The organism is Ruegeria sp. SCP10, from assembly GCF_040329495.1.
Lineage (GTDB): Bacteria > Pseudomonadota > Alphaproteobacteria > Rhodobacterales > Rhodobacteraceae > Ruegeria.
The window spans coordinates 66,590-85,561 of sequence record NZ_JBDZYF010000009.1 but is presented as its reverse complement, the minus strand read 5'-3'; the positions used below and the strand labels follow the sequence as shown (position 1 = coordinate 85,561).

The following is an 18,972-nucleotide window of genomic DNA, read 5'->3' as shown; positions in this document are numbered from 1 at the left end:
TAGCTCGGGCCCGCGAGACATGCGTCCCATAGGTCACATCACAAAACTGTTCCCCAATCGTGTTCTTGTACCGATTGAAAAATACGATTTAGGGTAGCCACTTAGCGCATGTAGACATAACAACTGAAGAATTTCGGCTATGAAGACTTTCCTTTTCGCGTCCTTGATTGCATTTGCCACCCCCGCAGTTGCGCAGGCCCAGACTGTGATCTTTGGGGCCGGCTATGCAGATTATTCTGACAGTGCGTCGGTGGATCAGGGCATTGTATCCCTTGAATATCAGCATCGCCCCTTCCATCAGGCAACCCGGTTCAGCGCGACCTGGGGTGCGGCCCTTTCGGTCGACGAAGACGGCGATACCCATATCGGCGCAGGCCTGGTCGGCATCTACAATCTGAATGACCGCTGGTTTCTCGAAGGCAGCGTGATGCCCGGCTATTACAACGAAGGCAACGATCTGAACGATCTGGGCGGCAATTTTCAGATCCGCAGCTTGCTGGGGCTAGGCTATACCTTAAATGGCGGGAACAAAGTGTCGGTGGCGATCACTCACAAATCCAATGCCAGCACAGAGGAATTCAACCCCGGCGTAAACGCGGTGCTCGTGCGGTATCATCTGGGCTTCTAAGCCGATCAGACCCGGGCGGGATTGATTTTCGGGCAAAGTTTCTGCACATCAGGTTCAAACCTGACTGCAAGGACACCTGATGACCCGTATCGACGCGAAGTTCGCCGCCCTGAAAGCCGAAGGCAAGAAAGCATTTGTTGCCTATATCATGGCGGGCGATCCCGACTATGACACTTCGCTCGAGGTGGTCAAAGGCCTGCCTGGTGCAGGCGTCGACGTGATCGAGCTGGGCCTGCCTTTCACCGACCCGATGGCGGATGGGCCCACCATTCAGGCCGCGGGTCAAAGGGCGCTGGATCAGGGCATGACGCTGAAGCGTACCCTCGACCTGGCCCGTAGCTTCCGCGAAACAGATCACACCACACCGATTGTTCTGATGGGCTACTACAATCCGATCTACAGCCACGGCGTCGATGCGTTTCTATCTGACGCCAAGGCCGCAGGGATCGATGGGCTGATCGTCGTGGACTTACCGCCGGAAGAAGATGACGAGCTTTGCCTGCCAGCGCAGGCTGCGGGCTTGAATTTCATCAGGCTCGCCACACCCACAACCGATGATAAACGCCTGCCTCGCGTTCTGCAGAACACCTCTGGCTTTGTCTACTATGTGTCGATTACCGGAATCACTGGCGCGGCTGAGGCTGAGGCCACAAACGTGGGCCCCGAGGTCGCGCGGATCAAATCCGCAACTGATCTGCCTGTGATCGTGGGTTTTGGAATCAACACACCCGAGAAATCGCGCGCCATCGCATCGGTCGCGGATGGAGCAGTCGTAGGCTCAGCCATCGTCAGCCAGATCGGTGCGGGCAAACCCGTGCTTGAAGTGCTGGAATTTGTAAAAACGCTGGCGGATGGTGCGCATTCCGTCTGACTTTCGTCACCAAGAACAAAACCGAAGCCGCAGTCAGCCCCTACTGACTGTGGTTTTTCGTTGTACGGGCATGTCCATCAACCGCAATTATCCAGCGTTGCGATCTTTGGTGCAAATTGGTAAAGAAAACAAACCAATCCTTCAAGGGCCGGACAAATGCCAGTCATCACCACCATCGACGACCTAAAACGTATCTACGAACGGCGCGTGCCGCGCATGTTCTATGACTACGCCGAAAGCGGCAGTTGGACTGAACAGACCTTTCGCGAAAACAGCTCGGATTTCGAGCAAATTCGCCTGCGCCAGCGGGTCGCTGTGGACATGGCCGGGCGTTCAACCGCGTCTCAGATGATCGGGCAGGATGTCGTGATGCCGGTTGCGCTTGCCCCGGTCGGTCTGACCGGAATGCAGCATGCCGATGGCGAGATGAAAGCGGCCAAGGCAGCCGAGGAATTCGGTGTCCCGTTTACGTTATCGACGATGTCCATCAATTCGATTGAAGATGTGGCAGAGTATACCAGCACACCCTTCTGGTTTCAGCTCTACACGATGAAGGACACCGACTACGTCAATCGGCTGATCCAGCGTGCAAAAGACGCCAAATGTTCGGCGCTGGTGATCACTCTGGACCTGCAGATCCTGGGTCAGCGGCACAAGGATCTGAAGAACGGATTGTCCGCCCCGCCAAAACTGACTGCCAAGACCATTGCAAACCTGATGACCAAATGGTCCTGGGGCATCGAGATGCTCCGTGCCCAAAGGCGTGAGTTCGGAAATATCGTCGGCCATGTCGAAGGAATCTCGGACGCCTCCTCACTGGGCGCTTGGACAGCTGAACAATTCGACCCCAGCCTGGATTGGTCAAAGGTTGAAAAGCTGATGGAACAATGGGGCGGCAAGGTGATCCTCAAAGGCATTCTGGATGCCGAAGATGCAAAAATGGCCGCCAAGCTGGGGGCGGACGCTATCGTTGTCTCGAATCACGGCGGCCGCCAATTAGACGGCGCGCTCAGTTCAATCCGGATGCTGCCCGAGATCATGGATGCCGTTGGCAGCGACATCGAAGTCCATCTGGACAGTGGCATCCGATCCGGCCAAGACGTTCTCAAGGCATTGGCGTTGGGCGCTAAAGGCACCTATATCGGGCGCGCTTTTGTCTACGGGCTGGGCGCAATGGGTCAAAAGGGTGTGACGACAGCGCTCGATGTCATTCAGAAAGAACTTGATACGACCATGGCCTTGTGCGGAGAGCGCAACGTTTCGGATTTGGGTCGGCACAATCTGCTGGTGCCTCAAGACTTTGGTGGCCGCTGGCAAAACTGACGAGTCAGAAGGCGCTCTGCCCCCGTCGCCCTTACTGGGCGCCTCCCCCGGGATATTTATAGCCAGATGAAGTCTGGATTCTTCATTCACCTGGCTAAAAAATATCCCGGAGCGCGAGGCAGAGCCTCGCAAGAAAACAGAGGCTGCAAAAACCCCTTTCCAAAGCACTTGAATCAAGCTAAGGACGCGGCTTCACGCGGGCATACAGCCTTGGAGGATGTCCGCCCTAACATTGGAGAATTATCATGGCTGGGGAGATTCCTGATCTCGTAGCTCTGGAACGGACGGGGACAGGCAAGGGCGCCGCTCGTCAGGCACGCCGCGACGGCATGGTTCCGGGCATTGTGTTTGGTGGCGATAAAGAGCCGCTGCCGATTCAGATCCCGTTCAACGAACTGTTTAAACGCCTGAAGGCTGGCCGGTTCAAGTCGACCCTTTGGAACCTGAAGGTTGACGGTCACGAAGACGTCCGCGTCATTTGCCGCGATGTTCAGCGTGACGTCGTCAAAGACCTGCCGACCCATCTGGACCTGATGCGCCTGCGCCGGACCACCAAGATCGCGCTGTTCATCCCCGTTGAGTTTATCAACGAAGAAGTAGCCCCCGGCATCAAGAAGGGCGGCGTTCTGACTGTTGTTCGCCCCGAAGTTGAACTGATGTGCACCGCCGGTGACATCCCAGAAAAGATCACCGTTGATCTGACCGGGATGGAGATCAATGACGTGGCAACCATTTCCTCGGTTGAATTGCCGGCTGGTACCAAGCCGACCATCGACCGGGACTTCGTGATCGCCAATGTATCAGCGCCGACCGGACTGTCGACCAGCGACGATGAGGAAGAAGGCGAAGAAGTGGCCGCTGACGAAGTAGAAGTCGTCGGCCAGGAAGAAGCTGAAGAGTAAACCCGGGCCCAAGAGTTCGGACTTGAAACGGGGCCCTTTGCGGGCCCCGTTTTCTTTTGGTCGGGCTGGAAACACGTGCAATTCCGTGCCATCAACCCATAGCGCTGCACAAGGAAGAGAAAATGAAACTGTTTGTCGGATTGGGGAACCCGGGCTCAAAATACGCCCGCAACCGACACAATATAGGTTTCATGGCTTTGGATCGGATTGCCGAAGATCATGGCTTTGGTCCTTGGAAATCAAAGTTCCAGGGTGAGATCGCCGAAGGACGTTTGGGTACAGAGAAGGTTCTACTGCTAAAGCCGCAAACGTTCATGAACCGTTCAGGCCAATCGGTTGGCGAAGCAATGCGGTTCTACAAACTTGAGTCTACGGATGTGACCGTCTTTCACGATGAGCTGGATCTGGCCCCGGGCAAAGTCCGGGTCAAAGCGGGCGGCGGCCATGCGGGTCACAACGGATTGCGGTCGATCCACGACCACATCGGGGCGGCCTATGACCGGGTGCGCCTGGGCATCGGGCATCCTGGCCGCAAGGAAATGGTATCGCCTTACGTCCTATCAGATTTTGCCAAAGCCGAGGGCGACTGGCTGGACAATGTACTGCGCGGTGTCTCAGACGGGGCTGAACACCTGACAAAGGACGAGGGTGGCAAATTCATGAACGCCGTTGCGCTGCGTACCGCACCGGCACGATCCTCGAAGTCGTCTCCGGCCGACAACCCCACATCTAAGCCCACTGAAAAACCCGAACCAACTGCAGATGACCGGACGGCCATGCAAAAGCTGCTGGATAAATTCAAATAGTCCTGATCGCGCTTTCCGTTACGTCTTGATTGCGCAATGCGCCCTGCAACGCTCCTATGTAACCGAAACAGGGAGGGTTGCATGAGAACTGTGATCAAATGGCTGCTGCGCATCACTTTGGCCTTGGTGCTGGCTGCAATTGTGGTTGGGGTCTGGAAGCGTGAAGAGATTAAGCGCTTGATGGCCGTAAACTCTTTGTTTTCCGAAGAGAAGATCGTTCACAACTTCTCGCACATGGATGAGGCGTTTCTGACCGCCCCCCTGCCCCGTGGAAACGGACCAACTTGGGAATTGCCCTATGGGGCTGGCTTTGACCTTCCCGACGGCACAGATGAATGGGTCGATGAACGCGCCGTGACCTCTCTGCTGGTCATGCAAAACGGTGAGGTTCGGTTTGAAGAGTACTATCTGGGCACCGGCGCAGATGACCGGCGGATATCTTGGTCAGTTGCAAAAAGCTATCTGTCGGCCTTGTTCGGCATCTTGCTGAGCGAAGGCGTGATCACCTCGCTGGACGATCCTGTTGTGCAATACGCCCCGCAGCTGAAGGGCAGCGCCTATGACGGCGCAACGATCCGGAATGTGCTGAACATGGCCAGCGGTGTAACCTTTGACGAAGACTACCTAGATCCCAATTCAGACATCAACCGCATGGGCCGTATCGTAGCGCTCGGTGGGGAACTGGATGATTTTGCCGCGTCGCTCAATGAGAGTTTCGCCCCTCCGGGGGAAACCTATCAATATGTTTCGATCGATACGCATGTGTTGGGCATGGTGATCCGAGGGGCCACCGGGCGCAGTGTTACCGACCTGCTGACCGAAAAGATCATTCAGCCCTTGGGCCTAGAGCATGACGGCTACTACGTGACTGACGGCGCTGGCGTGGCCTTTGTCCTTGGTGGGTTGAACTTCACCACACGTGACTTCGCCCGTTTTGGACAGATGATCTTGCAAAACGGCGTACACAATGGGCAACAGCTTGTTCCGGCGGACTGGATCGCCGTATCTACAGCGGCATCATCACCAACCAAACCGGGCAAAATCGGCTATGGCTACCAATGGTGGATCCCTGTTGGTGCCGAAGACGGTGAATTCATGGCGCGGGGCGTTTACGGGCAATACATCTATTTTGACCAAGCCCGCGACGTTCTGATCGTCACGACCGGCGCAGATCGGCGATTCCGCGATCCGGGCGTCAGCGAAGAAAATATTGAAATGTTTCGCAGCATCGCCCGAAGCCTGTAAGGTGGCCATATGCAGAAACAAGACAGCGTCAATGTTCTGGGGGGCGTTCTGGCCCCCTGTTCACGCGATCCTCTGACCGGGTTTTTCCGGGACGGGGCTTGCAACACATGCCCCGAAGATCAGGGCAGCCACACGGTCTGCGCCGTCATGACGGCTGAATTCCTGGCCTATTCCAAATATGTAGGCAATGATCTCAGCACGCCGCGCCCCGAGTTTGATTTCCCGGGCCTTAACCCCGGTGACAGCTGGTGCCTTTGTGCAAGTCGTTTCCTGCAGGCCTATGACGAAGGCTGTGCCCCGATGGTGCATCTTGAAGCAACACACAAACGAGCGTTGGAGATCGTTCCGCTCAAGGTATTGGAAGCCAAGCGCGCTGACTAAGGTCGTTATATCGCCACTGCGCGATATCCACGGGATGTACGCGAAGGCGGGCCGGTTGGAAAACCGTGCTCAGCCTCCAACCCCCAACCTGATTGTGCCAGCATTTTTGCAACCACATCCGGACGATAGGTCCGGTGGCGCCACTGCAGCCATATGATCGCATTGCACCAATGCGGTTTGCTTACGACCAGCCACAGCCTCGCCCCCGGTGCAGCCAACTCGCGCATTTGACGCAGTGCATCGATCGGATCAGTACAGTGTTCCAGAACATGCGCCGCCAGGATACAATCATAGGGCTGAACGGCCTTGAACTCTGACAGCCAGTTTCTCACGATCGCTGCATCAATTCCGCGCCGGGCAAGGGCGCCTTTTGCCCGAAACAACATGCTCTCTGACGGCTCAAGCAAGGTGACCGAACCGTGCGGTTGAACAACGGCACGCGCCTCGGCAAAGGCACCGGTTCCGCACCCAACGTCCAACGCATTGTCGCCTAGATTGGCCGCCGGGTCCGCCGATAGAAACCCGAGATAGGCGTCAAAATAGCCCAGCAACCGCATCTTGTCTGCCCATCCGGGCGCCGCGGCATCATACTTCTGACCAAGCTGTTCGGACTTGATGGATTGAGACGGGTCGCGCATGGGCGCAACCTGACACAATTCAATCGAGTCTCATAGCTCGAAGGCTAGTCTGCCGAGCGGCCTTCGGTATCCGACATATCAAAGTTCAGATACTTGGCGACTGTCTGTACGTCCTTGTCCCCTCGCCCACACATGTTCATGCAGATCAGGTGATCTTTGGGCAGGTCGGGCGCGATCTTCATGACATGGGCCAGAGCGTGGCTGGGCTCCAGCGCTGGGATGATGCCTTCGGTGGCACAGCACAACTGGAACGCATCTAGCGCTTCTTTGTCTGTGATAGCGACATAGTTTGCACGACCGATATCGTTCAGCCATGAATGCTCAGGCCCGATGCCGGGATAGTCCAAACCGGCCGAGATCGAATAGCCTTCCAGAATTTGGCCATCCTCATCCTGCAACAGATAGGTCCGGTTGCCGTGCAGCACGCCAGGGCGACCACCGGTGAGCGAGGCGCAATGTTCCATTTTTTCGTTAACGCCCTTACCACCGGCCTCAACGCCGATGATGTTTACTTCCTTATCGTCAAGGAACGGGTAGAACAGGCCCATCGCATTCGATCCACCGCCAATGGCTGCAATGATCGTATCGGGCAGGCGGCCTTCGGCCTTCATCATCTGCTCTTTGGCTTCCTTGCCGATGATCGACTGGAAGTCGCGGACCATTGCCGGGTATGGGTGGGGACCTGCTACTGTGCCGATGCAGTAGAACGTGTCACGCACATTGGTCACCCAATCGCGCAACGCGTCGTTCATGGCGTCTTTCAGCGTACCACGGCCTGAGGTCACGGGAATCACCTCGGCCCCCAGCAGACGCATACGAAACACGTTCGGGGCCTGCCGCTGTACGTCATGGGCACCCATGTAGACGATGCATTTCAGGCCGAATTTGGCGCAGACGGTGGCGGTGGCCACCCCGTGCTGCCCGGCCCCTGTTTCCGCGATGATCCGGGTCTTGCCCATGCGCCGCGCCAGAATAATCTGGCCCAACACGTTGTTGATCTTGTGCGCGCCTGTGTGGTTCAGTTCATCGCGTTTGAGGTAAATTTTCGCCCCGCCCAGATGTTCTGTCAGGCGTTCGGCATAATACAGAGGCGACGGGCGGCCCACATAGTTCGCCCACAGGTCGTCCATCTCGGCCCAGAAAGTCGGATCATCCTTGGCTTTGTCATATTCCTCTTCCAGCGACAGGATCAGCGGCATCAGCGTTTCGCTGACAAAACGCCCGCCGAAGATGCCAAAGCGGCCCTGTTCATCCGGGCCGGACATGAAGGAATTGAAAAGATCGTTGGCCATGGGTGTCTCCCTCGTCGTACCTGGTGTTCATAGGAGGTAGCAGCAGGATTTGCCATGACAAAACGTGTTACGGATTATCGAGTCGCTTCGATAAACGCCTTGATGAGTCCCGCATCCTTGACACCCGGCGCGCTTTCCACACCTGAGGCGACATCAACCTGCCGTGCCCCGGTCATACGAATCGCTTCACCAACATTTTCCGGGGTTAACCCACCGGCCAGCATCCAAGGTCTACGCCAGTATTTGCGCCCGGCCAGCAGGCGCCAGTCAAACGCCAAACCATTACCGCCCGGCAAAATAGCATTCTTAGGAGCTTTCGCGTCGATCAGTAGCTGATCGGCGACCTCGCCATAGATATCAATTGCGGCCAAGTCCCCAGCATCAGAAACACCGATGACCTTTATGACGGGCAAGCCATAGCGATCCTTGACCTCTTGCACCCGCTCGACCGTCTCGGCTCCGTGCAATTGCAACATGTCGAAAGGCGCAGTTTGCGTGATGCTGTCGAGCAATTCATCCGTGGCGTTCACAACCAACGCGACCTTAGCGACACCAGCGGGGATATCGGTCACCAACCCGGCGGCCTGTTCGGGGGAAACATATCGTGGTGATTTTGGGAAAAAGTTGAACCCTAAGTACCGCGCACCCGCATCAACCGCAGCGCGCACGTGATCAGGTACCGTCAGGCCGCAGATTTTGACGGATACATCAGACATGACGCTGGCTCAGCTCGCCTCGTCCAGAATAGCCAGAACTTCGTCTTTGTCTTCGTTCTGTTTGTTCTTGAGCTTCTTGACCTCACGCTCAAGCTTGCGCACTTCGCTTTTCTTGACCGAGGCGTCCTTGCGATGTTTGTGCTCGCGCAGCCATTCCCACAGAAACCCGATGACCAGCCCTGCCACGACACCGCCCAAAACGACGATGAATAGCGGCAATGAGGTGGACAGGTTGAAGCCAAGCAGTTCTGCCAAGGCGTCAGGCATCAGCTTCAGCTCGACCGAGCCGACATTGGCCAGTGAAATCGAGATCAGAACGATCCCCAAACTGGCCAGAAAAGCATATCGAAGGTAGCGCATCATGAGGTCAGGCTTTACCGTTCAATCGATCCCTTAGCAACTTGCCGGTTTTGAAAAACGGAACTGATTTTTCTTCGACCTGAACCGTCTCGCCGGTTCTTGGATTACGGCCCACACGAGCGTCACGCTTTTTCACCGAAAACGCACCAAAGCCGCGCAGTTCGACACGGTCACCGCGCGACATCGCATCGGTGACTTCTTCAAATACGGTATTCACGATCCGCTCGACATCACGCTGGTAGAGATGTGGGTTTTCATCGGCAATCTTCTGAATCAATTCTGAACGGATCATTCGCGTTACCCTCCCAGGCGGCCAATATGTCAGGTCTATTGTTCTGACAGTATAGGGAAAAAGCCGGATCAGGGGAAAGCAAACTATAGGCGCAGGTGCCCGAATTTGGCACAGACTCACGCGATTTTTTGCCAGTTCACCCGCTTTGCACACCTAATGCGCGAGCGATCAGCCGGATAGATCGAAGAATCGGAACGTATTGATTCGCAACAAAAACGGCCCCGCGCAGGTGCGCGGGGCCGGTCATCTTGTTCAAGCTTGCGCCCCGGATCAGTCGCCGGATTTCAGCGCTGCACCCAGGATATCGCCCAGCGATGCGCCCGAGTCGGAGGAACCGTACTGTTCCACGGCCTCTTTCTCTTCGGCGATCTCGCGTGCCTTGATCGACAGGCCCAGACGGCGGGTCTTGCTGTCGACATTGGTGACGCGAACGTCGATCTTGTCACCGACCGAGAAACGCTCGGGGCGCTGTTCGGCACGGTCACGAGACAGATCGGAACGGCGGATAAAGGATTTCATACCTTCGTACTCGACCTCGATGCCGCCATCTTCGATAGCGGTCACGTTCACGGTCACGATCGAGCCACGCTTCACGCCGCCCACGGCTTCGGCGAACTTGTCACCGCCCAAGGCCTTGATCGACAGCGAGATACGCTCTTTCTCGACATCAACTTCCGATACGACAGCCTGTACCACATCGTTCTTATGATAGTTCTGGATCGCGTCCTCGCCACGCTCGTCCCAGCTGAGGTCGCTGAGGTGAACCATGCCGTCGATGTCGCCTTCGAGGCCAATGAACAGACCGAATTCGGTGATGTTCTTGACTTCGCCTTCGACCTCGGTGCCCTCGGGGTGTGTTTCTGCAAACACTTCCCATGGGTTGCGCTGAGTCTGCTTCAGGCCCAGAGACACGCGACGCTTGGCGCCGTCGATTTCCAGAACCATGACGTCGACTTCCTGGCTGGTCGAAACGATCTTGCCGGGGTGGACGTTTTTCTTGGTCCAGGACATCTCGGACACGTGCACCAGACCTTCGACACCGGCTTCCAGCTCGACGAACGCGCCGTAGTCGGTGATGTTGGTGACGCGACCCTGATGAACCGAGCCCAGCGGGTACTTCGCAGCAACCAAATCCCACGGATCTTCCTGCAGCTGCTTCATGCCCAGGCTGATGCGGTGGGTCTCTTTGTTGATCTTGATGACCTGAACCTTGATGGTTTCGCCGATCGTCAGGATCTCGGACGGATGGTTCACACGGCGCCATGCCATGTCGGTGACGTGCAGCAAGCCGTCTACGCCGCCCAGGTCAACAAATGCACCGTATTCGGTGATGTTTTTGACAACACCCTCGACGGTCTGACCTTCGGACAGGTTGCCGATGACTTCGGCACGCTGTTCGGCACGCGATTCTTCCAGGATAGCGCGACGCGACACAACGATGTTGCCACGGCGGCGGTCCATTTTCAGAATCTGGAACGGCTGCTTCAGACCCATCAGAGGGCCAGCGTCGCGCACGGGGCGAACATCAACCTGCGAACCGGGCAGGAACGCAACTGCGCCACCCAGATCGACGGTGAAGCCACCTTTGACACGACCAAAGATAGCACCCTCGACGCGCTGGTCGTCGGCATATGCTTTTTCCAGACGGTCCCATGCCTCTTCACGGCGGGCCATCTCGCGCGAGATGACGGCTTCGCCACGGGCGTTTTCTGCGGCGCGCAGGTAAACTTCGACCTCGTCACCTACAGCGATTTCAGGGGCTTCGCCGGGATTTGCGAATTCTTTCAGATCAACGCGGCCTTCCATTTTGTAGCCTACGTCGATGATGGCTTGGCCGGCTTCAATCGCCAGAACCTTACCTTTGACAACAGAACCCTCTTCGGGTGTGTCCATTTCGAAGCTTTCGTTCAGGAGGGCTTCGAATTCCTCCATAGATGTATCAGCCATGTGGCGTCGTTTTCCTTTACAGTACGTTTTTGCTGGCCGAGCGGTTGTCTCCGCCGGTCTTGTTTCATGATGTCGTCGGGCGTGATCCGGTGCGCCCCTGAGCAAACAAACACAAAGGGCCGAGTTAACCCGGCCCTGCTCAGAAACGTCATCCGGGCGTTGACCGCCCATGTATCGACAGCGCGCGTATAGGCGGATTTCAGTGCGGACGCAAGGGCAAAGCCCATATTTTCATGGCTCAGGCGAATCCGGGCATCCTTGTCCAGTCAGCCGGGTTGGGTCCAGACTTTCGAATCCTTTTGCAGCATCGCCTGCTCGACCGCGTTCAACCGTCCAATCGCAGCTACTGGGTCTTTGGCACCGTCAATTCGGTTCCAGATTTTCAGGGCCGAACTTGGGCTCCACGGCAGACAGGCCTGTGCCAGCCAGCGCCGTAACGGTTGCGGCAAGTTATCATAAGTCTGCATAGGCGACGCCTGTCGGCGACGCCGTTTCAAATCACTCCGCAGATTGCGGTCTGCTCCGGGTCGGTATTGGGGTCTCGGTTGCCTCATGACGTGATGATATTACATTTCTCATCACAGGCTGCAACACGGATTGATCACCTTACCAACGCGGGGCGTAGGGCACCTGGTGCTTATAGCACTGGTGCTTGACAGTTGTCCCCTGACACCCGCTGCTGGCGCCTAGAACAGCTGCAAATCCTTGCTGCCACTTTGAATTTCGGCGAGATTCGGCATGTTCTGGATCGCCACAGGCGCGGGCACCTGCCCCGGCATTGCCACCGTCGGCGCGGCGATTGCCTTGTCAAAGGCGGGTTTATCCAGTTCTCCCCGAATATCGCGCAACAGAGTTTTGTGATCCGGCATGGTGCGCAGAATCTGCGCAAGGTCCACCTTGGCCCCCTTCCACCATTGGAACCAGATCGGTTTCTTCAACGGACGTATCCGATCGCGTATCCCCACACCATAGCCTGTGTCATAGACCTGCTTGCCCAACAGAACCGTCTGATAGACGCGGAAATTGAACAGGGTTGCGAACTCGATATCGTGCTCCATTGGCAGGCGGTGCTGCCACAACTCCAGGTTCTCGGCTAAACGATCCGGTATCTTCATCTCGGTGCGCGCATCAATCCAATACTGATCATCCGTGCGATTTCCCAAGCGGTAATGTAAGCAGATGAAGTCCAGAACCTCATCATACAGCTTGTTCATCTGGCGATTATATCGTGCCCGCAACGAAGGTTCGATATCGCGCGTGGGCAGATGCTCGGCAAACCATCGGATGGCGTGGTCAATCATATGGATCGCGGTGCTTTCGAGCGGTTCGATAAACCCGCCGGACAGACCAATGGCCAGACAATTCTTAACCCAGGCATTGCGCACACGCCCGATGCGCATTGGGATAACGCGCGGGGTCGCCCCTTTGCCGCTGTCGCCCAGCCATTCCAGATACTCATCCGCCGCCTGATCATCAGTCCGATGCGCCGATGAGAACACATAGCCCGTGCCGACCCGATTGTAGAGCGGCACGCGCCATGTCCAGCCCGCGCCCAGTGCGGTCGACCGCGTGACGCTTTCGATCTTTTCCGGATCGGGATGTTCGATCTGTAACGCCATGGCGCGGTCATTCGGCAAATAGTCCGAATAATCCATAAAAGGCTCACCCAGCGCCTGGTTGATGATCAATCCCCGGAATCCGGTACAGTCGATGACCATCTCGATGTCGTGCCGCCCTTTGCGTTCCAACATCAGGTGGTTGACATTGCCCTGCTCGTCCAGCTCGACCGACTGCACCTCATCCTGAATGTGCTCCACACCACGCTTGGTGCAAACCCGTGTGAGCATGCCCGCAAACTTTACCGCATCAAGATGATACGCATAGCCAAAGCGCTGCTCAAACTCAGGTGCACCCAAAGGCCGCGCACCTTTGCACAGGCGGGCCAGATCATCATGAGGCGCGATTGACTGCGTGAAATCACGATCCCCATTGCCGAACCGCAGAAAGTATTCCGCGGCCTCGAGCCCTTCCAGCAACTGCCCATGGGCAAAGGGGTTCACATAGTCGATACGGTTTCCCTTGGCATCCTTATTCCAGTTGCAAAACTTCACGCCCAGCTTGAACGAAGCGTTGGTTTCACGAAAGAAATCCCGCTCGGAGATCCCCGCCTGGCGCAATGTGACCGGCATGCGCGGCACCGTCGCCTCGCCCACGCCGACGGTCGATATATTCGGGCTTTCGATCAGGCAGATACGCGGACGATCCTTGGTTGCGGAGGTGCGTGAAAACACCATGTCCAGGATCAGCGCAGTCATCCAACCCGCCGTACCACCACCGACGATGGTGATCTTACTCAAACGATTATTCATATTTTCTGTCCCTGTTGGCTTTTGGGATTTTGTAACCGCCTCCCCATTTTTTGAGGTTGTTTGGCGGCTTTCCCATTTAGCTTGCAGGAGATTATAGCAGCTTTCCTGCATCCAGCTAGGGTCTTTGGGATGGGGCCATCAAAGAGGATGGGGGATCGCCAATTGCCTTCAGATTTCTTCGCCCTTCTTCAACAGCTCTTCAAGCAACTCGCGCTGCAAGTCATGACTGTCGCCGCCACCGAACTCGGCCGCACCACCTGTGTACAGAGTGCCGTAGGTGATTGCGATGTTCACAGTCTGGGCCAGACCTGAAATCAACTGATCCTTGTCCAACCGGGACAAGGGATGGATGAACGCCGCCCAGAGTGTGCCGTTGGCAATGGCGTAGCGGGCATCCAACGTGCTGTCGAAGTTTGCCTGCATCATGCGCTGCAGGTCTGCGGGCGACAAATCTTCGGCGCTGCCAATCGCAACCAAAGCCCGCATCCGATCCAATGTCGTATCGGTGACAACCAGCACTGTCTGTTCTGATATCGTCAGCTGAAATCCCGATCCAAACGGCTGGGCCTCGGGGTCGAGAGCAAAGAGGATCTTGCCCAGACGCTCATATGTCATCGCAGGTTCGACATCTGGCTGCTCGGGCTGCGCCTCCTGCGCCATCAGGCTTCCGGCGGCGAGGAAGAAAATCAGGGCTAGTCGGATCATGGCGTCTCTCCTGCTGGCATAGAGTGAACATATGGCCAGATGTTTCGCATGACCAAACAAAGCTTGGTGAACAGCTCAAGCCTGCAATCCGACAAGTTGTACGATCTGCAAGTATTCGCGACCTATCTGCGATTAAACGTCCGACCACCCTCGCCTAGCTATGTTTCATCGGTCACCACAGTGATCGACCTGAACCCAAAGCAACAAGGAAACGCACAATGAAAACTCAATTTTTGACCGCCCTCGCGGCTGCCGTTGCCCTGACCACACCGGCCTTTGCCGCGGATGAAATCAACGTCTCGAACGGCATCTCAGCCGCAGGTGCGCCGCTGGCTGCCCACGGCGTTGATCTGGTCGCGCTGGTCAATAACGGCAACCCCGTCGAAGGCTTCGCGACCCATACAGCAACCTATGATGGCGCATCATACTATTTTACCACCGCCGCAAACCTCGAAGCATTCGAGGCGAACCCGACGGCGTATCTGCCTCAACACGGCGGTTTCTGTTCGTTTGGCGTATCGGTCGGCAAGAAGTTCGATGGCGATCCGGATCAATACCTGATTGCCGATGGCAAGCTGTACCTGTTCTTGAATGCTGATACCCGCGCCGCCTTTTTGAAGGATGTTGCTGGCACCGCAAAAACGGCGGACGATCAGTGGGCCAACATTCAAAGCATCGCAGTTGGCGATCTGTAAACTGCACCTTGCTGCCCGCGGCTTTAGTCAGCTGCGGGCAGTTTCGCGTTGACCGCGGCCAAGGCTTGGTTCAAAGCGGCCTCGATGCTCAGATCTGTAGTATCCAACATCACGGCATCTTCGGCTGGTTTCATCGGCGCTGTACTGCGCTCTGCGTCTCGCGCATCGCGTTCTTTCACATCCGCCAGAACCTGATCACGCGTCAGGTCAGAGCCTTTGGCTTGCAGCTCAAGAAACCGACGCTCGGCCCGAACCTCAGCACTTGCGGTGACGAACAGTTTCACCTCGGCATGCGGGCAAATCACAGTCCCAACGTCCCGCCCATCCAGGACCGCCCCGCCTGCCCGCCGGGCAAAAGCGCGTTGAAAATCGACAAGTGCGGCGCGCACTTCAGGGATCACAGCGACTTTTGACGCTGCCTGCGCTATCTCAGCCGTGCGCAGCTCGCACTGATCTAAATCCTCGGCCGTCAATGTCTGTGCGGCTTCCACCGGATCCACACCCAGCAAAGTCCGCCGCCCGACCGCGCGGTAGAGCAGTCCCGTATCCAAATGCGCAAACCCAAAGTGCGCCGCAGCGGCCTTTGAGATGGTGCCCTTTCCTGCTGCTGCCGGGCCATCAATCGCGACAGTGAAGCTGTAGGTCATCGCCCGGCTCACTGGTTATTTCTGACAAGTCGCGCCCCAAGGCCGGCCATCAGAGGTTCGAATATCGGGAAAGAGGTTGCGATTGGGCTGGCGTCATCAACTGTCACAGGGGTCTTAGCACCCATTCCGAGGATCATAAAGGACATCGCTATGCGGTGATCCAGAAAGCTCTCGCAGGTTTTGCCACCGGGCACGTTACCGATGCCCAACCCTTCAACCGACCACCAATCATCGCCGTCTTCCACAGTGACGCCATTCGCGCGCAAGCCGCGGGCCATTGCGTCGATCCGGTCGCTTTCCTTCACGCGCAGCTCTTTCACGCCGCCCATCATCGTGGTGCCGGTCGCATTGGCGGCCACGACGGACAGAACCGGATATTCATCGATCATCGAGGCGGCGCGTTCCGGTGGCACCTCGATCCCGGTCATGTTGGGCGAATATTTCGCGCGCAGGTCGGCAACGGGCTCGCCGCCTTCTTCGCGCTCGTTCTCATAAGTCAGATCAGCCCCCATCTCGCGCAGCGTGGTGAACAGACCCGCACGGGTTGGGTTCAAACCAATACCAGGCACCAGTACATCCGAGCCGGGCGTGATCAGCGCCGCACAAACCGGGAAAGCCGCGCTGGACGGGTCGCGCGGCACGGCAATGACCTGCGGTTTCAGCTCGGGGCGACCGGTCAGAGTGATCACCCGCCCCTCATCCGTATCCTCAACTGTGATTTCGGCCCCGAAACCCGCCAGCATCCGTTCGGAGTGGTCGCGGGTGGGTTCTTTCTCAATCACCACAGTTTTGCCGGGCGCATTCAACCCGGCCAGCAGCACAGCCGATTTGACCTGCGCCGAAGGGACCGGCACTTCGTAGCGCACCGGAACAGGCTCAGCCGCGCCCACAATTGTCATCGGCAAGCGCCCACCCGAACGGCCCACAGATTGCGTGCCAAACAAGGCAAGCGGATCAGTAACTCGCGCCATTGGGCGTTTGTTCAGGCTCGCATCCCCTGTGAACGTGGCGGAGATCGGACAGGTTGCCATGGCGCCCATGATCAGCCGCACACCGGTGCCCGAGTTGCCGCAATCGATCACCTGATCGGGTTCTGCAAAGCCACCTACGCCAACCCCATGAACCGACCATTCGCCGCCACCGTGGTCTGTTACCTCGGCCCCAAAGGCGCGCATCGCCTTGGCGGTGTCCAGAACATCCTCACCTTCCAGCAGGCCGGTGATCCGCGTCTCGCCCACAGCCATCGCACCCAGGATCAAAGACCGATGCGAGATCGACTTGTCGCCGGGAACCTCGGCCGTGCCTTGCAGCGGGCCGCAGGGATGCGAGGTCATCGGGATGGGCGTGCCGTGTCCGGACATGGGAGCTCCTGTTTTCGCTATCAATCCTCAGGCCGATTAGCGAATTGGGCGCGCAGGGTCCAGCGCCAAAGCCCCAGGTTGCAGGCTTGTTCCTTCGATTCTGTGCAAAACACCTGATTTGAGGTATACTGAAGCCATTCATCTTAAGTGATTTACTTTATCTATCAAAGCTCAGGATTTTAGTATGAACAGAGCACCAAACATGTTGGAGCGTGGGCCAACTCAGCTTTTCCACCCTGCTGATCCCACGCGCACAGAAAGCAAACTGGTACAAAGGCTGGCGTTTCTGGTCGGATTGGTCGCCTTTGGGCTGCCCATAATTCTGGCAGCCGGGTCCAACTTCGGCGGAAGCTGTTTCCGCGACAGCATCAGCCATTTCTACTATGCACAGTTTCTTGGCACGGTCTTCGTTGGGCTGCTGTATTTCATTGGCGGCTTTCTGATCGCCTATACCGGAGATACGTTTTTCGAAGACACGCTGAGCAGCGTTGCAGGTGCTGGCGCATTCATCGTCGCCTCAATACCAACATTGGGCATCGGGTGCGAGGATCGGGAAACTTTTCTGTCCCGCGTCTTTGTTGAAGTGACCAGCGGCCCGCCGATCACAGTTGCAGAGGCACCGTATCAAGGGTTTTTCAACCTGTTCAGTAGCGCCAGCAACTGGCATCTGATCGCGGCTGGCATCTTGTTTATTTATCTTGGCCTATACTGCCTGATCGTACTCAAGCGTGTGGTCCCGGAACGGCATGAAAAAAACGGTGTTCTGATCGAAAGCAAGCGCAAGCGGAACCGGCTGTACACAATCTGCGGGATCACTATTCTGGCCTGCGTCGCAGCGCTCTATGTCAAAGACAAGTTTGGAACAGACTTCGTTGACTGGTGGAACAGCCTGAACCTGACCTTCTTTGTTGAAGCCATAGCGCTGTGGGCCTTTGGGGTCGCATGGTTCGCCAAGGGACGTACCTTCCCGAAGCTGAACGACACCTAGCCCAACCGACGGAATGTTAGATAGTGCGGGGTCCTGCCTTCGCGCAGGGCCTTTTGCTCATATCGGGTTGAAATCCAATCAGACCATGGCTCGCGCCAATCCGCGGGCCGTTCCGCCAGCCATTCGAAGCCAGCGCGCGGAACCTCTTCCAGAGTTTGACGCACATAGTCGGGGATGTCAGTCGCGACCCGAAAGATCGACCCCGGCTTGAGCGCCCGCGCTAGAGGTTCGAGATGCTCGGGCGTAACAAAGCGACGGCGATGATGCCGTGTCTTGGGCCATGGATCAGGGTAAAGCAGGAAAGCGCGCGAGATGCTGGCCACGGGTAACACATCAAACAGGTCGCGCGCATCGCCGGGATGAACGGCCAGATTTTCAACGCCTGCCTTTCGGATTTTCCCCAGCAACATTGCAACGCCGTTGATGTAAGGCTCAGCTCCAATGATCCCGATGTCAGGGTTGGATGCGGCCTGATGCACCAGATGCTCGCCACCGCCAAAGCCGACCTCAAGCCAGACATCCTTGCCCCCGAACAGGGCATTCAAGTCCAACGGCTTACGTTCCGGGTTTGTATTCCAGCCCACATCCCCCGGCGACAACGCATCAAGGTCTTCGTTCAGATACGTCTTCTGGCTTTGCTTCAGGGTCTTGCCCTTGAAGCGACCATAAAAGTTTCTACGGGGGCGTTGGGGTGTCTGGGTGCTCATGGCCGTGCCCATACTGTGCAGTCAGCACCGGAGCAAGGGGCACGTGCTTCGGTTTGCTCACCCATGCCCCTTGTTGGATTTTCAATCGATAGAGCGCGC

The 18,972-nt window shown here is 56.9% G+C and carries 22 protein-coding genes; 10 read left to right on the top strand and 12 right to left on the bottom strand.

Features of this window, described 5'->3' with window-relative positions; translation table 11 throughout:
• Positions 1–139: 139 nt before the first annotated feature.
• The 7 genes from ABLN87_RS16920 (at position 140) to ABLN87_RS16890 (ending at position 6,156) form a co-directional block, all read left to right on the top strand.
• Complete coding sequence (locus ABLN87_RS16920) at positions 140–628, top strand: acyloxyacyl hydrolase (protein ID WP_353012329.1); 489 nt, start codon at positions 140–142, stop codon at positions 626–628.
• 79 nt (positions 629–707) lie between these two features.
• Positions 708–1,499 (top strand): tryptophan synthase subunit alpha, encoded by a 792-nt coding sequence (gene trpA / locus ABLN87_RS16915; protein ID WP_353012326.1) that lies wholly within the window; start codon positions 708–710, stop codon positions 1,497–1,499.
• Positions 1,500–1,655: 156 nt separating this feature from the next.
• Complete coding sequence (locus ABLN87_RS16910) at positions 1,656–2,822, top strand: alpha-hydroxy acid oxidase (RefSeq protein WP_353012323.1); 1,167 nt, start codon at positions 1,656–1,658, stop codon at positions 2,820–2,822.
• 245 nt (positions 2,823–3,067) lie between these two features.
• Complete coding sequence (locus ABLN87_RS16905) at positions 3,068–3,724, top strand: 50S ribosomal protein L25/general stress protein Ctc (RefSeq protein ID WP_353012321.1); 657 nt, start codon at positions 3,068–3,070, stop codon at positions 3,722–3,724.
• Positions 3,725–3,846: 122 nt separating this feature from the next.
• Positions 3,847–4,530, top strand: a complete 684-nt coding sequence (gene pth / locus ABLN87_RS16900; protein ID WP_353012318.1) for an aminoacyl-tRNA hydrolase — start codon at positions 3,847–3,849, stop codon at positions 4,528–4,530.
• Positions 4,531–4,611: 81 nt separating this feature from the next.
• Complete coding sequence (locus tag ABLN87_RS16895) at positions 4,612–5,775, top strand: serine hydrolase domain-containing protein (RefSeq protein WP_353012315.1); 1,164 nt, start codon at positions 4,612–4,614, stop codon at positions 5,773–5,775.
• 9 nt (positions 5,776–5,784) lie between these two features.
• Positions 5,785–6,156, top strand: coding sequence for a DUF2237 family protein (locus ABLN87_RS16890; protein ID WP_353012313.1), 372 nt, complete (start codon positions 5,785–5,787; stop codon positions 6,154–6,156).
• A 5-nt stretch (positions 6,157–6,161) separates the two neighbouring features.
• Here ABLN87_RS16890 and ABLN87_RS16885 read toward each other — a convergent pair whose 3' ends face one another.
• The 9 genes from ABLN87_RS16885 to ABLN87_RS16845 all read right to left on the bottom strand — a co-directional run bounded on the left by ABLN87_RS16885 (position 6,162) and on the right by ABLN87_RS16845 (position 14,475).
• The gene (locus tag ABLN87_RS16885; protein ID WP_353012310.1) at positions 6,162–6,794 is read right to left on the bottom strand and encodes a class I SAM-dependent methyltransferase; all 633 of its coding nucleotides are present in this window, start codon (positions 6,792–6,794) and stop codon (positions 6,162–6,164) included.
• A 44-nt stretch (positions 6,795–6,838) separates the two neighbouring features.
• Positions 6,839–8,086 carry a tryptophan synthase subunit beta gene (trpB, locus tag ABLN87_RS16880; RefSeq protein ID WP_353012307.1) on the bottom strand — a complete coding sequence of 416 codons (1,248 nt, stop codon included), beginning with the start codon at positions 8,084–8,086 and terminating at the stop codon, positions 6,839–6,841.
• Between the two features lie 74 nt (positions 8,087–8,160).
• Positions 8,161–8,802, bottom strand: a complete 642-nt coding sequence (locus tag ABLN87_RS16875; protein WP_353012304.1) for a phosphoribosylanthranilate isomerase — start codon at positions 8,800–8,802, stop codon at positions 8,161–8,163.
• Between the two features lie 9 nt (positions 8,803–8,811).
• Positions 8,812–9,162, bottom strand: a complete 351-nt coding sequence (locus tag ABLN87_RS16870) for a LapA family protein (RefSeq protein WP_353012301.1) — start codon at positions 9,160–9,162, stop codon at positions 8,812–8,814.
• A gap of 7 nt (positions 9,163–9,169) precedes the next feature.
• On the bottom strand, positions 9,170–9,454 hold the full coding sequence (gene ihfB, locus ABLN87_RS16865) for an integration host factor subunit beta (protein WP_170477659.1): 285 nt from the start codon (positions 9,452–9,454) through the stop codon (positions 9,170–9,172).
• A gap of 270 nt (positions 9,455–9,724) precedes the next feature.
• The gene (gene rpsA / locus ABLN87_RS16860; RefSeq protein WP_353012297.1) at positions 9,725–11,401 is read right to left on the bottom strand and encodes a 30S ribosomal protein S1; all 1,677 of its coding nucleotides are present in this window, start codon (positions 11,399–11,401) and stop codon (positions 9,725–9,727) included.
• A 266-nt stretch (positions 11,402–11,667) separates the two neighbouring features.
• Positions 11,668–11,955 (bottom strand): DUF6525 family protein, encoded by a 288-nt coding sequence (locus ABLN87_RS16855; protein ID WP_353012294.1) that lies wholly within the window; start codon positions 11,953–11,955, stop codon positions 11,668–11,670.
• A gap of 132 nt (positions 11,956–12,087) precedes the next feature.
• Positions 12,088–13,770, bottom strand: a complete 1,683-nt coding sequence (locus ABLN87_RS16850) for a tryptophan halogenase family protein (RefSeq protein WP_353012291.1) — start codon at positions 13,768–13,770, stop codon at positions 12,088–12,090.
• Between the two features lie 168 nt (positions 13,771–13,938).
• Entirely contained in the window at positions 13,939–14,475 is a 537-nt protein-coding gene (locus ABLN87_RS16845) for a hypothetical protein (protein ID WP_353012287.1), read from the bottom strand.
• Between the two features lie 48 nt (positions 14,476–14,523).
• On the opposite strand from ABLN87_RS16845, the gene ABLN87_RS16840 reads away from it, so the two are divergent.
• Complete coding sequence (locus ABLN87_RS16840; protein ID WP_353012285.1) at positions 14,524–14,697, top strand: hypothetical protein; 174 nt, start codon at positions 14,524–14,526, stop codon at positions 14,695–14,697.
• Positions 14,694–15,170, top strand: coding sequence for a YHS domain-containing (seleno)protein (locus tag ABLN87_RS16835; RefSeq protein ID WP_353012282.1), 477 nt, complete (start codon positions 14,694–14,696; stop codon positions 15,168–15,170). The genes ABLN87_RS16840 and ABLN87_RS16835 overlap by 4 nt, the downstream gene beginning before the upstream one ends.
• A gap of 23 nt (positions 15,171–15,193) precedes the next feature.
• On the opposite strand, the gene cmk is transcribed toward ABLN87_RS16835, so the two are convergent.
• Together cmk and aroA are read right to left on the bottom strand one after the other, a co-directional pair.
• On the bottom strand, positions 15,194–15,817 hold the full coding sequence (gene cmk / locus ABLN87_RS16830) for a (d)CMP kinase (RefSeq protein WP_353012279.1): 624 nt from the start codon (positions 15,815–15,817) through the stop codon (positions 15,194–15,196).
• A gap of 8 nt (positions 15,818–15,825) precedes the next feature.
• Positions 15,826–17,178: a 3-phosphoshikimate 1-carboxyvinyltransferase gene (gene aroA / locus ABLN87_RS16825; RefSeq protein WP_353012277.1), complete on the bottom strand. Its 1,353-nt coding sequence runs from the start codon at positions 17,176–17,178 to the stop codon at positions 15,826–15,828.
• Between the two features lie 184 nt (positions 17,179–17,362).
• Between aroA and ABLN87_RS16820 the strand changes: the two genes are divergently transcribed.
• Positions 17,363–18,166, top strand: a complete 804-nt coding sequence (locus ABLN87_RS16820) for a hypothetical protein (RefSeq protein ID WP_353012274.1) — start codon at positions 17,363–17,365, stop codon at positions 18,164–18,166.
• Here ABLN87_RS16820 and trmB read toward each other — a convergent pair.
• Entirely contained in the window at positions 18,163–18,873 is a 711-nt protein-coding gene (gene trmB / locus ABLN87_RS16815; RefSeq protein ID WP_353012272.1) for a tRNA (guanine(46)-N(7))-methyltransferase TrmB, read from the bottom strand. The two genes, ABLN87_RS16820 and trmB, sit on opposite strands and share 4 nt — an antisense overlap.
• Positions 18,874–18,972 lie beyond the last annotated feature (99 nt).

Excerpts from the sequence above, each read along its gene's own strand:
- ABLN87_RS16840 (WP_353012285.1), top strand. The coding sequence starts at position 14,524 with ATGACCAAACAAAGCTTGGTGAACAGCTCAAGCCTGCAATCCGACAAG.
- ABLN87_RS16875 (WP_353012304.1), bottom strand. The coding sequence starts at position 8,802 with ATGTCTGATGTATCCGTCAAAATCTGCGGCCTGACGGTACCTGATCAC.
- trpB (WP_353012307.1), bottom strand. The coding sequence starts at position 8,086 with ATGGCCAACGATCTTTTCAATTCCTTCATGTCCGGCCCGGATGAACAG.
- trmB (WP_353012272.1), bottom strand. The coding sequence starts at position 18,873 with ATGAGCACCCAGACACCCCAACGCCCCCGTAGAAACTTTTATGGTCGC.
- ABLN87_RS16920 (WP_353012329.1), top strand. The coding sequence starts at position 140 with ATGAAGACTTTCCTTTTCGCGTCCTTGATTGCATTTGCCACCCCCGCA.
- ABLN87_RS16855 (WP_353012294.1), bottom strand. The coding sequence starts at position 11,955 with ATGAGGCAACCGAGACCCCAATACCGACCCGGAGCAGACCGCAATCTG.
- trpA (WP_353012326.1), top strand. The coding sequence starts at position 708 with ATGACCCGTATCGACGCGAAGTTCGCCGCCCTGAAAGCCGAAGGCAAG.
- ABLN87_RS16870 (WP_353012301.1), bottom strand. The coding sequence starts at position 9,162 with ATGCGCTACCTTCGATATGCTTTTCTGGCCAGTTTGGGGATCGTTCTG.
- ABLN87_RS16820 (WP_353012274.1), top strand. The coding sequence starts at position 17,363 with ATGAACAGAGCACCAAACATGTTGGAGCGTGGGCCAACTCAGCTTTTC.
- ihfB (WP_170477659.1), bottom strand. The coding sequence starts at position 9,454 with ATGATCCGTTCAGAATTGATTCAGAAGATTGCCGATGAAAACCCACAT.
- pth (WP_353012318.1), top strand. The coding sequence starts at position 3,847 with ATGAAACTGTTTGTCGGATTGGGGAACCCGGGCTCAAAATACGCCCGC.
- ABLN87_RS16895 (WP_353012315.1), top strand. The coding sequence starts at position 4,612 with ATGAGAACTGTGATCAAATGGCTGCTGCGCATCACTTTGGCCTTGGTG.
- cmk (WP_353012279.1), bottom strand. The coding sequence starts at position 15,817 with ATGACCTACAGCTTCACTGTCGCGATTGATGGCCCGGCAGCAGCAGGA.
- ABLN87_RS16905 (WP_353012321.1), top strand. The coding sequence starts at position 3,068 with ATGGCTGGGGAGATTCCTGATCTCGTAGCTCTGGAACGGACGGGGACA.
- ABLN87_RS16910 (WP_353012323.1), top strand. The coding sequence starts at position 1,656 with ATGCCAGTCATCACCACCATCGACGACCTAAAACGTATCTACGAACGG.
- ABLN87_RS16835 (WP_353012282.1), top strand. The coding sequence starts at position 14,694 with ATGAAAACTCAATTTTTGACCGCCCTCGCGGCTGCCGTTGCCCTGACC.
- aroA (WP_353012277.1), bottom strand. The coding sequence starts at position 17,178 with ATGTCCGGACACGGCACGCCCATCCCGATGACCTCGCATCCCTGCGGC.
- rpsA (WP_353012297.1), bottom strand. The coding sequence starts at position 11,401 with ATGGCTGATACATCTATGGAGGAATTCGAAGCCCTCCTGAACGAAAGC.
- ABLN87_RS16885 (WP_353012310.1), bottom strand. The coding sequence starts at position 6,794 with ATGCGCGACCCGTCTCAATCCATCAAGTCCGAACAGCTTGGTCAGAAG.
- ABLN87_RS16850 (WP_353012291.1), bottom strand. The coding sequence starts at position 13,770 with ATGAATAATCGTTTGAGTAAGATCACCATCGTCGGTGGTGGTACGGCG.
- ABLN87_RS16845 (WP_353012287.1), bottom strand. The coding sequence starts at position 14,475 with ATGATCCGACTAGCCCTGATTTTCTTCCTCGCCGCCGGAAGCCTGATG.
- ABLN87_RS16890 (WP_353012313.1), top strand. The coding sequence starts at position 5,785 with ATGCAGAAACAAGACAGCGTCAATGTTCTGGGGGGCGTTCTGGCCCCC.